This window comes from Pseudoalteromonas sp. AOP31-A2-14 (assembly GCF_052378035.1).
GTDB lineage: Bacteria > Pseudomonadota > Gammaproteobacteria > Enterobacterales > Alteromonadaceae > Pseudoalteromonas.
The window spans coordinates 264,079-277,057 of the sequence record NZ_JBQSXI010000002.1; the positions used below are offsets into that span (position 1 = coordinate 264,079).

Annotated in this window: 8 protein-coding genes and 1 pseudogene; 2 read left to right on the forward strand and 7 right to left on the reverse strand. The window is 40.9% G+C overall.

All coding sequences use genetic code 11. The features are described 5' to 3' along the window. Nucleotides 1–64: 64 nt before the first annotated feature. Nucleotides 65–874 (forward strand): annotated as a pseudogene (locus ACT3S9_RS17050) (alpha/beta hydrolase family protein); the annotation flags it as partial. A gap of 623 nt (nt 875–1,497) precedes the next feature. Here ACT3S9_RS17050 and ACT3S9_RS17055 read toward each other — a convergent pair. Then, complete coding sequence (locus tag ACT3S9_RS17055; RefSeq protein WP_441994756.1) at nt 1,498–3,099, reverse strand: isocitrate lyase; 1,602 nt, start codon at nt 3,097–3,099, stop codon at nt 1,498–1,500. A gap of 242 nt (nt 3,100–3,341) precedes the next feature. Between ACT3S9_RS17055 and ACT3S9_RS17060 the strand changes: the two genes are divergently transcribed. Further along, nucleotides 3,342–5,516 (forward strand): malate synthase G, encoded by a 2,175-nt coding sequence (locus tag ACT3S9_RS17060; RefSeq protein WP_441834307.1) that lies wholly within the window; start codon nt 3,342–3,344, stop codon nt 5,514–5,516. A 182-nt stretch (nt 5,517–5,698) separates the two neighbouring features. Here ACT3S9_RS17060 and ACT3S9_RS17065 read toward each other — a convergent pair whose 3' ends face one another. From ACT3S9_RS17065 to ACT3S9_RS17090, 6 genes are all read right to left on the reverse strand, one after another. Next, the gene (locus tag ACT3S9_RS17065; protein WP_441834308.1) at nt 5,699–6,424 is read right to left on the reverse strand and encodes a YebC/PmpR family DNA-binding transcriptional regulator; all 726 of its coding nucleotides are present in this window, start codon (nt 6,422–6,424) and stop codon (nt 5,699–5,701) included. Between the two features lie 318 nt (nt 6,425–6,742). Beyond that, nucleotides 6,743–7,495 carry an IS21-like element helper ATPase IstB gene (gene istB, locus ACT3S9_RS17070; protein WP_208835222.1) on the reverse strand — a complete coding sequence of 251 codons (753 nt, stop codon included), beginning with the start codon at nt 7,493–7,495 and terminating at the stop codon, nt 6,743–6,745. Beyond that, entirely contained in the window at nt 7,488–8,981 is a 1,494-nt protein-coding gene (gene istA / locus ACT3S9_RS17075) for an IS21 family transposase (protein WP_443490040.1), read from the reverse strand. The genes istB and istA overlap by 8 nt, the downstream gene beginning before the upstream one ends. An 87-nt stretch (nt 8,982–9,068) precedes the next feature. Continuing rightward, nucleotides 9,069–9,623, reverse strand: coding sequence for an HAD family hydrolase (locus ACT3S9_RS17080; RefSeq protein WP_444751138.1), 555 nt, complete (start codon nt 9,621–9,623; stop codon nt 9,069–9,071). 215 nt (nt 9,624–9,838) lie between these two features. Continuing rightward, nucleotides 9,839–10,348: a DUF6702 family protein gene (locus tag ACT3S9_RS17085; RefSeq protein ID WP_441994753.1), complete on the reverse strand. Its 510-nt coding sequence runs from the start codon at nt 10,346–10,348 to the stop codon at nt 9,839–9,841. Next, complete coding sequence (locus tag ACT3S9_RS17090) at nt 10,348–12,786, reverse strand: M1 family metallopeptidase (protein WP_441994752.1); 2,439 nt, start codon at nt 12,784–12,786, stop codon at nt 10,348–10,350. The genes ACT3S9_RS17085 and ACT3S9_RS17090 overlap by 1 nt, the downstream gene beginning before the upstream one ends. Between the last annotated feature and the right edge of the window lie 193 nt (nt 12,787–12,979).

A 12,979-nucleotide genomic window follows, 5' to 3' on the forward strand; every position in this document is an offset into this window, starting at 1 on the left:
ATGGCCGAATTATAACAGCTGGCCATCTAATCTGAGAAATTGCACTTATTATCCGAATTTAGGATTAAATGAAGATGCATTAGCTAATAAAAACCTAGCCAAGGTTGAAGAAATTTGGCTTAAATCAAGTCATGATGATTTAGCTATACAAGGTTGGGTTGCATATCCACCGGGTTTTGATAAGTCCAAAAAATACCCATTAGTACTTGAGATACATGGTGGACCAGTGGCCAATTATGGCCCTCATTTTAGCCCTGAAGTCCAATTGTTTGCCGCCAAGGGCAATGTAGTACTTTATATGAACCCACGTGGCAGTGATTCATATGGTAAGGAGTTTGCGCAAACAATTCATCATAATTACCCAAGTAATGACTTTGATGACTTAATGACTGGTGTAGATGCATTAATTGCAAAGGGCTTTATTGATGAGTCTAAGTTATTTGTCACCGGTGGCTCAGGCGGTGGAGTGTTAACGGCGTGGATTGTCGGTCATACAGACCGCTTTGCTGCTGCCGTTGTTGCCAAACCCGTAATAAATTGGATCAGCTTTGTACTAACTGCCGATTATTATCCATTTTTTGCCGATTACTGGTTTCCAGGTAAACCATGGGACCATATTGAGCATTATATGAAGCGTTCACCTATCAGCTATGTCGGCAATGTTAAAACGCCAACTATGCTGTTAACCGGCGAAGCTGACTACCGTACGCCAATCTCTGAAACAGAACAATTTTATCAAGCACTCAAGCTGCAAGGAGTTGATACAGCGATGGTGCGTATTCCAGACGCATCTCATGGTATCACTAAGCGGCCTTCTAATTTAATGACTAAAGTGGCTTACATTCAATGGTGGTTTGATAAACATAGTAAATAGAAGTGAGTTAGCGAGCTGAGAAAGTACAGTTAGCGAGTTTAGAAAGTTAGAGCAGTTAGCCTAATTTCCCCTTGCTAACTTTCCACTCGCTAACTTTTTGTAAACCCCCTTTACAGTGATTATGTGAGTAACTCCTTACATACTTAAACTAAATATCGGACTTTGTAAAAAATCGAGTTAGTAAAATTTCGGTTTATGACATTTTCGGGGCGTTAAGTTAGTAAAAAATCGGTTTGAGTCACTGTTTATGGCATTGCAGTTAGTAAAAAAGTGGTTTGTTATGAGTCCGAGTTGGTAAAAAATCGGTTTATATTTTCGTGTAATACCAAAAAAATGGCTTTTTAACTGTAAATTCTCATTTTTATTTTCAAAAAAGCGTCAAGCAAAGCCTAAAACAGCAAAAAAGTATAAATAAAGCCTACCTTGATAAAACTCTGATCCAAAAAAGCCTTTAAACTATGAGCTAGTTAAATTCTGATCCAAGGCTAGTTAAATAGTGATCTGAATTAGCAAGTTAGTTTGCAGTTAACGGGTAACTGCACGTAAGTATTTTGTACTTTAATATAAATCAAAAAAGGGCCTTGCGGCCCTTGTAACATTGTTGAGTAGGAATAATGATTTACTTAAAACTGATTCATGGTGTTGGCTTCACCACCGGCTTTAAGCGCATTTTCACCTGAGAAGTACTCTTTATGCGTATCACCCATATTAGAGCCCGCTAGATCTTGGTGCTTCACTGACGCTTGCTCACGACGAATTTCTTGGCGCTGTACATCACGTACATAAGCTAGCATTCCTAAGTCGCCGAAGTAGCCTTCTGATAGAATATCAGTACTTAACGCGGCTGTATGGTACGTTGGTAAAGTAATTAAATGATGGAAAATCCCTGCTTCACGTGCGCCATCGCGTTGGAAGTTTTGTACTAACACATCGGCTGCTTGTGCCAATTCAGTATTATCCATTTCGGGTGCCATCAACGCTTTATTATCATCGATACTTGGGTAAGCAGATAAATCTTTACCTTCATCTAACCATTCTTTGTATACCTGCTCACGGAACTTAAGTGTCCAGTTAAATGACGGTGAATTGTTATAAACTAGTTTTGCATCGGGCACTTGCTCTTTAACACGGTTAACTAATTCAGCTATTTGTTTAACGTGTGGTTTTTCAGTTTCAATCCACAATAAATCAGCGCCTGACTGCAAACTAGTAATACAATCAAGTACTACACGGTCTTTTTCGGTACCTTCACGGAATTGAAATAGGCCGTTATCAAGGCGTGTTGGCTTACATAGCTTGCCGTTAAGCTTCATTGCCGTATCACCTTCATTTAAATCATCAACACCATTGATTGATGTGGTTTCTAAAAAGGCATTATATTGACTAGCAAGGTCGCCGGGCGTTTTAGATACTGGCACTTTTTGCGTGAGGCTTGCACCTAATGAGTCTGTACGCGCTACAATAACGCCATTCTCAATGCCTAACTCTAAAAATGCATAACGCACCGCGTTAATTTTTGCTAAAAAGTCTTCATGTGGCACAGTTACTTTACCGGCTTGATGGCCGCATTGCTTAGCGTCAGATACTTGGTTTTCGATTTGAATAGCGCAGGCACCCGCCTCAATCATTTTTTTAGCTAATAAATAAGTAGCCTCTTCGTTACCAAATCCTGCATCAATATCTGCAATGATGGGCACGACATGGCTTTCGAAGTTATCGATTTTATTTACGATAGGCTGCACATCATCGCCACTTACTTTAGCGTTATCTAGTTCTTTATACAGATGATCGAGCTCTCGTGCATCAGCTTGTTTTAAGAAGGTATAAATCTCTTCAATTAACGCCGGCACTGAGGTTTTTTCATGCATACTTTGATCAGGTAGTGGACCAAATTCAGAGCGAAGAGCAGCCACCATCCAGCCGCTTAAGTATACATAACTGCGTTTAGTCGTTTTTTGATGACGTTTTATAGCCATCATCATCTGCTGGGCAGTAAATCCATGCCAACAACCTAACGACTGTGTGTACTGGCTAGTATCAGCATCATATGCGGCCATATCTGTGCGCATAATATCAGCGGTGTACTGCGCTATATCAAGCCCGGTACGAAAACGATTTTGTAAACGCATACGGCTTGCGTACTCAGGGTTAATTGACTGCCAAGTTTTACCTTGAGTTTGACAAAGTGTTGCGAGGTTATCAGTTTCACGTTGATATGTTGTCATAATAAAAAGTCCTTTGAACGGCTGTTGTTTATTTATACATTTATGAGAGTGGCTAAAACAGCTTCCTGTGTTAGCGCTTAATTAAACAGTAGGCCGATTATAATAATTTAGTAAATTTATAGTTATTATTGCGGCAATTGATTTTGTGAATACGTAAAAGGCTCCTTTATGTGCTTTTTTACGATATGGTTGTATTACAAACAATCGAACAGCCAAAAAACCGTTTAAAGGAACCAAGTATTATGACTTCACTCTCACTCTATGGGTTGACCGTAAATAAGCAGCTTGCTGACTTTGTCGAACACCAACTTTTACCCGACACGGGTATTTCTAACCACTGTTTTTGGCAGGGTTTCGCTAATATAATTAATGATCTAACACCAATAAATAAAGCGCTGCTAGAAAAGCGTGAACACCTTCAAACGCAAATTGATGCCTACCATCAACAGCACACAAAGCTCGATGCAACGCATTATCAGGATTTTTTAAGTGATATTGGTTACTTAGTGCCTGAGCCTGATGACTTTAGTATTGAAACTGACAATGTAGAGCCTGAAATAGCTTTATTAGCAGGGCCGCAACTTGTTGTGCCGGTAAGTAATGCCCGCTTTGCGCTAAACGCGGCTAATGCACGCTGGGGCTCGTTATATGATGCACTCTATGGAACTGATGTACTTAGTGAAGAAGACGGTGCAGAGAAAGGCTCACAGTACAATCCGGTGCGCGGTTTTAAAGTAATGACCTACGCTAGGCAATTTTTAGATAAAGCTCTGCCATTGGCAAGTGGTTCACACAGTGAAAGCACTAACTATTCAATTGTCGATAACCAACTACTGATCACCCTACGAGATAGCAGCCAGGCACGATTAGCAAACCCACAACAACTCGTTGGTTTTCAAGGAGAAGCACAAAATCCAAGCGCTATTATTTTAAAAAATAATGGCTTACATATAGAGCTACAAATTGATCACCACCACCACGTTGGTCAAGCAGACAAAGCAGGTCTAAAAGATGTGATACTCGAATCTGCGCTTACCACCATTATGGACTGTGAAGACTCTGTTGCCGCCGTCGACGCCGAAGATAAGGTTGGCGTTTATAAAAACTGGCTTGGCTTGATGAAAGCAAACCTTGTGGAACAGTTTAATAAAGGGGGGAAAACCGTAGAACGTAGCTTAGCAAGCGATAGAAGCTATCAAGGGGTCGATGGTCAAACTATTACTCTAAAAGGTCGTAGTATGATGTTTGTGCGCAATGTAGGTCACCTGATGACTACCTCTGCGATTAAAGATAGCCAAGGCAGAGATGTTTATGAGGGCATTATGGATGCCATGCTCACATCAACCGCTGCGTTACACGACTTAAAAACCCAAAAGGCAATCAAAAACTCAACAACGAACAGCATTAATATTGTAAAACCCAAAATGCACGGTCCAGCAGAAGTGGCTTTTACAAATACCTTGTTTAGCCGGGTTGAGCAGGTGCTAGGCCTGAGTGAAAATACGATAAAAATAGGTATCATGGATGAAGAACGCCGAACTTCTGCTAATTTAAAAGCCTGTATTTACGAAGCTAAAAAACGTGTGGTTTTTATTAATACCGGATTTTTAGACCGCACCGGCGATGAGATTCATACCTCAATGCAAGCAGGCGTGGTGTTACCTAAAGCAGAAATTAAAAATCAGCCTTGGATTGCAGCCTACGAAGACCGAAACGTTGATATTGGCCTTACTACCGGCTTAAGCGGTCGCGCCCAGATTGGCAAAGGGATGTGGCCAATGCCTGATAAAATGGCCTTAATGATGCAGCAAAAAATAGCACACCCTAAAAGTGGTGCCAATACCGCATGGGTCCCCTCCCCTACAGCCGCTACATTACACGTTATGCACTACCATGATATTGATGTTTTTCAATGTCAACAAAGCCTAGTAACGCGTAAAATAGCAAGCTTAACTAGCTTATTAACCCCACCGATGATGTCAGATCCTAGTCACTTATCAAAAGAAGATATTCAGACTGAATTAGATAACAACGCACAAGGTATTTTAGGTTACGTAGTACGCTGGATTGACCAAGGCATTGGTTGCTCAAAAGTACCTGATATAAACCATATAGGATTAATGGAGGATAGAGCAACGCTGCGTATATCAAGTCAGCATATGGCTAATTGGCTGCATCATGGTATTTGTAATGAAGAGCAAATACGCACGACCATGGCAAGAATGGCAAAAGTAGTAGACAGCCAAAATGAAGGCGATGTTAACTATAATAATATGGCAAGCTCAACACAAACACTGAGTCAAAGCATTGCTTTTCAAGCTGCATTAGCCCTTGTTTTAGAAGGAGTTAAACAACCCAGTGGCTATACAGAACCATTATTGCATGCCTTTCGAATAAAGTATAAAGCAATGAAATAAGTTAACACGATAAAGTCTGTTAGTGTCAAAAAGCCTGCCGTTGTGCTGGCTTTTTTTATGCCCTAGACGTCTGTTTCATTGAGTTAGAGCACATCGCACATTATCCAATAAATTAACGCCTAGGTTGCTGCTTTGCTTATCACTTCATTTTGAGTCTTTCTAGCTTCTTTCGCTGGCTGACTCTAATTCACCACCGTGGCATTGTGATAAACGCTTTGCACATCATCACAATCTTCTAGCATATTGATAAACTTATCGAAGTTAGCAATGTCATCTTCATCCGTTATTTCAACATGTACTTGTGGCACAAACGTGATTTCATCAACTTCGAAGTTAATTCCGTCAAACGCTTCCTCAAGGGCTTTTTTAGCTTTGTAATACTCTGTATGCGGCGCGAAAACAGACACTTTACCGTCTTCTACCTCTACGTCAGTGACATCTACATCAGCCATCATTAACGCTTCGAGCACAACTTCATCATCATTGCCGCTAAAACCTAGCACCGCGAAATGATCAAACATGTGAGCAACACAACCTGGAGTACCAATTTTAGAGTCGGTTTTAGTAAACGGTAAACGTACATCTTTGATTGTACGATTTGGGTTATCGGTTAAACAATCAACAATCACCATACAATTACCCGGACCATATCCTTCATAACGCGCTGTTGAATAGTCTTCACCCGCACCACCTGCAGCTTTTTCAATAGCTTTTTCGATCACATGAGCTGGTACTTGGTCGCGCTTTGCACGTTCAATTAAACGTTTTAGTGATTGATTTACTTCTGGATCAGGTTCGCCATTTTTAGCTGCAACGTAAATTTCTTTACCATATTTAGAATTTACTTTGGTTTTTGCGTTGGCTGTTTTAGCCATAGAGCTTTTACGGACTTCAAATGCTCTGCCCATTTTGTGCCTCGACTGTATACTTTGCTTTATATTGTCTTATTTTAACAACTCACACTACATTGAGCTAGTAGTTATATACAACGAAAAGTAAAATTAAAAAGTACTTAACTAATTATCGGTTAAATAAAGTAAAGGTCAATTTAACATAACATAGGATCTAGTCGCATTATAATCATCTCGATACAATAAAAGTCTTTTTATCAACCTCTTTTACCAGTTTTGGTAATTCACTAAAGTGGCTAATTATATAGTCCGTATCTAGCGTCAATTAACTTGGCCGGTTCCGCGTCAATTATCTTGGCCGGTTGACACCGAATTTTATTTGCTCTTATTGAGCGCTGTTTTGCGTCGGTAACTTTCACCTTCGCAATGAATAATCGTTGCATGATGAACCAAGCGATCTATTGCCGCTACAGTCATCGTTGAATCATCAAATAGTTCATCCCATTGTTCGAATGATTTGTTTGATGTGATGATCATGCTGTGTCGCTCATAGCGATGGGCTATCAATTCAAACAGCACGCTCGTTTCCTGTTCCGTTTTTCGTACGTAACCAACGTCATCAACGATTAATAAGCTGTATTTATCGAGCTTTACAAGTTCGTCTTGCAAGCGTAAATGTCGCTTTGCTTGCTGGAGTTGTTGAACAATCGCTGACGCGGCAACAAACTTAACTTTATGGCCCTGCTCGATAAGGCCATAACCGATACTACTGGCGATATGCGTTTTACCAAGACCACTGGCGCCAAATAGCAATATATTGCCACCGTGCTTCAACCAATCCGGCTGATTTATTAAATCAGCAACAAGGGGCTTACTAACCCCATCAACAAGGGTAAAGTCGAAGCTGCTAAGGTGTTTACCCACGGGCAATTTTGCATCTTTTAAAAGCCGCTGAAGGCGTTTATCATCGCGTGTCGCAAGTTCAATATGGCACAGCTCAGATAAGTATTGCTGTGGGCTCCATTGTTCTTCTATCGCTTTTTTGCCCAGGGTATTCCACTGTTGAAGCATGGTGCTAAGCTTTAATTGTTTCAGCATTAAAGGTAACGAGGCCGTGAAGTTATCCATGTAGACCTCCCGGTATCATGCTGCTATAAGCGCTCAAGCTGTGTTGCTTTATTGTTATTGTGGGTATGTTTGATGCAATCACTAAAAATTGCGCTTCACATTCTCGGATGGCCGGTAATTGTCGCTGAGTAATTGACGCTGCTACAAATCGTCCTAATTGACGTTCGCACCCACTTTGTTTTGCTAAATGGAGCAGTTTTACCATGTAATAGCTCGCTTCATCCGCTAAAAGGTGGGCATTAACGTATTCCCAAATAGCTTTGTAATTGTCGCTTGGAAGTAAGTCGTCACGTAGTTGTGAGTAGCGAAATGCCAATGGTTTTTTAACCAGTGCGTCAATAACATGCAAGTAACTAATATTACGTGCACGGCATCCTTTAGAAGCATAGACACGCGCTAACGTTTGAACTAAATCGCTGCCATAGTGCAGCTCTAAACGGTTGTCATATAAACGAACCAGTAATCGGCTACCAATAAGGCGTGACGGGACGCTATAGGTAACACGTTTCAATGAAATAGTACTCGTACGTGACACCGTTAGATAATGCTCGGTGTAATTGACGCTCATCGTCCGTGGTAAAGCATGTAATTGTCGCTGCTCTACTGCGTATTTATCACTTACACGGCGATTACGGCGAGCTACAATGTCGGCAACAAACGATTCATAGACTTCTCTTGTCTGAAAGTCATAACTACCACGGATTTTTAATGCTTGCTCCAGTTGCGATTTAAGATGCCCATGAGGGCTCTCAATAGCCCCATTTTCATGCGCAATACCGCGGTTATTGCGGGTCGCTTTAAAGCCATAATGGGTGACTAATTCATTAAAGCGCTCTGTAAAATCGTTATCATTAGTGTGATTACGATAGGCGGCACTCAGACTGTCTGTACGCACTTCTTTAGGCACACCGCCGGCTGCTTTAAATGCGTTTTGCACGCCATCAGAAAAAGCAGCAAAGCTTTCACCGCCGTAGATCACTTGGGCGTAAGCCCAGCCACTGGCGGGCATACGATAATGAAACAACATATGCTTTAAGGGTTCACTAGCAATGGTAACGGGTGACTTCACATGTGTAAAATCACACATACCTAATAGGCCATACTCGTGTGTTTGCAGGAATACGACCTCTTTACTTGAGCCATACAGTGCCCGCCATTTATGAATTCGACGCTCTAATGTACGCCGTGAGCTAGGGTTAAATTTGTCGGTGTGAAACTCGCAAAGGTGATCAAAAATTCCCACCGGAGTTAACGTTGCATCACCTTGAAGTAGAGGGACAACAATACTGTCCCAGATAGACTCAAGTGGATCTATACGCGTTCGCCATTGGCGTTTATTAGACAATGGCTGCTCATCCAGTTTATCAATGCGCCTTGCTGAACGTTCTGAAATACCTGCTTTCGCAGCCGCGATAACTTGGCTATTACGTTTTCTATGTTTCATATAAATAGTGACCTGCTGATCAGTGATTCGTGTTCCCGGCACAGTGAACTCCTCCGTTCTGCTGTACCGAACCTTATCAGATCAACCGGCCAAGATAATTGTCGCTAGACCGGCCACCGTAATTGTCGCTTAATAATAGTCCGCTTGGTCAACATAAATAGGTATCTCTTTAGGAGTATATAAGCAGGCGCGCATATTGGCATTATGTGCCGCTTGAATATCGTAAAGGTAATCGCCGACGTAGAGTAAATATTGTTGCTTTATTTCCCAAAGTGTTGCAATTGCATTAAGCGCGCTAGGATTTGGCTTAGCGGGTGCGTCACTTCGGGTTAGTACCGTTTGTATCGGTAGAGGATTATTTTTTAATTTCAGCGCTGCAGCACGACTATAATTGCGGGTCACGATAGCCATCGGCACACCTTGGATCTTTAATTTATCAATAGCTTCTGCAACTCCAGGCATTAAAGTCGCATACTGGGCATCGATAAGTTCGTGTTGATGCACAATATCGAGTGCCTCTTCGCGCATATAAGGAGAAGGAAGGTTATCAATAAAGGTGAGTAAATCGTCCTGGATAGGACAACCAATTTGGGCTTTTATAAGTGAAAAATCGAGCTCAGATGATACCAAAGTACCATCTAAATCAAATATAATTCCTGAGATTTTGTTATCTAAGGCGTTCATACCAATCCTTGAATATGAGGGTAAATATCAGTTCCATGCAAACAGTCATTAATTTAACAGCCATATATGACTGTTAAATTAATAGTAAAAACTGACACTCGCTTTTAAATTAAAAGCGATACTATTAAGATAGTTTACGTGAACTGGTAAACAAAAGATCATTATTAAAACGCGCACATAACTGCTGTGCGCGTGGGGTTGGGATTGAAAAAATATTAATTTTCTTGGGGTTCTTTAGGCTCAAATATGGCTTCAAGCCACTTTTCATTATTGGTAAACTGCAATGTTTTTACTTTGCCTTTACCTTCAACATTAACCATATTGACTTGGCTAGGCCAAAGATCTCGCAATGAGCCATTACTCATACGAATACCTTTAATATTATTTGGTATAGGTGCTTCTTGGTAAACCCAAAAGAACTTACCATCTATTTGAGCACCTACGTCCGTAAGTGTTAAAGGTTCCCCCGCAAGCGTTTGCAGTGCCACATGGGATGCCACATAGTCTGCAAAGCGCTGTTGGTCGGCTTCATCACTTAAAATATCAGCATTACCAGGAAACAAATGTTCAACAGCATGCTCAGTATCGTGCAAGTAAAAGCGATGCATCAACTCTATATTATGAGTACGTTGATTAAATAAAACAGTGGTTACTGAAGCTTTTAATTGATGTGCCATTGCAGGCGCAGCAAGCATTAAAACAACCATAATGAGCATAAAGCGCATTATTGCTGTTTCTCTGTTTCGTCTTCATCATCGTTTTTAAGCTCGGCTTTAATATCTTGCATAATATCGCGGCTAACTTTAGATTTACTTTTCTCTTTTTTGTACACTTCAATACGTGAAGGGACAATACGACGTGGGTAGTTGTTATTTTCAACATCTACATCAGCCGTTTCCCAGCGAGGATCTACCGTTACTGAAACAAGAGGCTTATTTTTATCTGTAATAATAAGCTTTTGAACATGCTTATGATTACGGCGCCAAATTTCAGCAGGAATGTAGCGTTCTTCTTTGCTACCATCTTCATAAGTCAGTTCAAGTAAGATAGGCATTACCAAACCGCCTAAGTTTGAAAACTCAAGCACATAGTAGTTTTTGTCTTCCTCAATAGCACGCTCAAAGGTTTTACGCTCCCACGGCTCTAACCCTTTTAAAAACTTGTTATAAGCATTACGTTCTTTATTAGTAACGGTAAAGCGGTCGTTTTCGTCGTAGAAATCATTTACATCGGGGTTTCTTTCAACCCATTCTTTTTTACCTTCTGCTTTATTGCGCTCAACAAACAATGGCATCGGTTTATCAGCTTCGATATCACGTAAACGGTTAAAGTCTATATCTGGGTTCTTAGTATCTAAACGCAGTTGATAAACCTTATCAAGCGAGATATCTACATGGTCTGTAGTATAAAACCAGCCACGCCAAAACCAATCTAAATCAACACCTGAAGCTTCTTCCATGGTGCGAAAAAAATCAGCCGGGGTAGGGCGCTTATACTTCCAGCGCTGGGCATATTCTTTAAAAGCAAAATCAAATAAGTCACGACCTAAAATCACTTCACGTAAAATGTTCAGGGCTGCAGCAGGCTTAGTGTAAGCATTTGGACCAAGGCGAAGAACACTGTCTGACTGGGTCATTACCGGTACTTGGTTTTCCGATTTCATATAAGCCACGATATCGCGAGGCTCAACCCCCCATGGAATCGTATGATCCCACTCACGTCCTGCAACACCGTCTAAAAAGCTGTTTAAGCCTTCATCCATCCACGTCCATTGGCGCTCATCTGAGTTAACAATCATCGGGAAATAAATATGTCCGACTTCGTGTATGACCACACCAATCAAGAAGCGTTTTTCAGCCTGAGAGTAAGTACGAGAGCCGTCATCTTGTAACTTAGTACGTGGACCATTAAACGTGATCATCGGGTACTCCATACCACCTACAGGGCCATTTACTGACTGTGCTACTGGATATGGGTAATCAAAAGAATAACGTGAGTAAACTTCCATGGTATGGATAACCGCTTCAGTTGAATATTTTTTCCATAAGTCGCCACCTTCTTTAGGGAAAAATGACATCCCCATCACGAGAGGCTGTTCATCTCCACCTTGGTGGTAACCTTTAGCATCCCACATAAATTTACGTGATGAAGCCCAAGCAAAGTCACGAACATTTTCAGCTTTGAAATGCCATGTTTTAGTTTTGTCAGTGCCTTCTTTTTCGTTCTCAAGCGCTTCTTCTTCTGTGACAATAAAAACAGGGCGTTTTGCGTCTTCGGCTTCTTCTAAGCGATTTCGCTGAGTACGCGTTAATACAGAGCTTGCATTATCAAGCTTACCGGTAGCCGATACAATGTGATCCGCAGGTACGGTAATTTCAACATCGTAGTCACCAAACTCAAGGGTAAACTCCCCACTACCTAAGAATGTTTTGTTTGTCCATGCTTCGTAATCTGTATAAGCAGCTAAACGAGGAAACCACTGAGCGATCAAGAATATGTCATTACCGTCTTCTTCAAAATGTTCATAACCAGAGCGTGCACCAACGGCATCTTCTTCAACAATATTAAACGCAAAGTCCATACTGAACTCAACATCTTTACCCGGTTTTAATGGCTCATTAAGATCAATGCGCATTAAGGTATCAACAACAGTTGCACGAAGCTCATTACCATTGTCATCTTTAATATTAGCAACCGTAAAGCCAAGTTCATTGTCACTCATAAACTGTTGACGACGTAATTGTCCTAGGCTCAACTTAGTCGGTTTAGGATCAGGGTTGCCTTGTAAGGCTTTACCATTAAACGTTTCAGTGCGCTCTGCAATTGAATCGCTTTTAAAAACATTTTGGTCTAACTGTAGCCATAAGTATTTTAATGTATGCGGTGAGTTATTTTTATACTCGATAGTTTGGCTAGCTGTTAAACGACGCTTTTTCTCATCTAGTTTTACATCTATATCGTAGTTAACTTTTTGCTGCCAGTATTTCTCGCCGGGCTCACCTGCTGCACTGCGATAAACGTTAGGAGTGGCTAGTGCTTCGTCAAGTTGACGAAACTTGTCAACATAACTGCCTTTTGTTTGTTCGACAGACGATGCCATAACATTACTTGATAATGCTATCGGTAGTAAAACGGCACCTAGCGTTACAACTGCTCTTTTCATGATAAACCTTATTTATTTAGCTTATCGATAATGTGCCAAATTTAGTCTATATATACAAACGAATCGCGACAAACAGCGTATTTTACAAGGCCAATTTATAAACAACCAAACGTATTAAAAATAGAATAATTAAAATGCGGGTAATAATCTGTAAAGGGGGTTTACGGCAAAGCTAAAATAAACTTAAACTTAT

What these genes read in the sequence shown, in the direction of transcription:
- ACT3S9_RS17055 (WP_441994756.1), bottom strand. Translation starts at nt 3,099, where the DNA reads ATGACAACATATCAACGTGAAACTGATAACCTCGCAACACTTTGTCAA.
- ACT3S9_RS17080 (WP_444751138.1), bottom strand. Translation starts at nt 9,623, where the DNA reads ATGAACGCCTTAGATAACAAAATCTCAGGAATTATATTTGATTTAGAT.
- ACT3S9_RS17060 (WP_441834307.1), top strand. Translation starts at nt 3,342, where the DNA reads ATGACTTCACTCTCACTCTATGGGTTGACCGTAAATAAGCAGCTTGCT.
- ACT3S9_RS17065 (WP_441834308.1), bottom strand. Translation starts at nt 6,424, where the DNA reads ATGGGCAGAGCATTTGAAGTCCGTAAAAGCTCTATGGCTAAAACAGCC.
- ACT3S9_RS17085 (WP_441994753.1), bottom strand. Translation starts at nt 10,348, where the DNA reads ATGCGCTTTATGCTCATTATGGTTGTTTTAATGCTTGCTGCGCCTGCA.
- ACT3S9_RS17090 (WP_441994752.1), bottom strand. Translation starts at nt 12,786, where the DNA reads ATGAAAAGAGCAGTTGTAACGCTAGGTGCCGTTTTACTACCGATAGCA.
- istB (WP_208835222.1), bottom strand. Translation starts at nt 7,495, where the DNA reads ATGGATAACTTCACGGCCTCGTTACCTTTAATGCTGAAACAATTAAAG.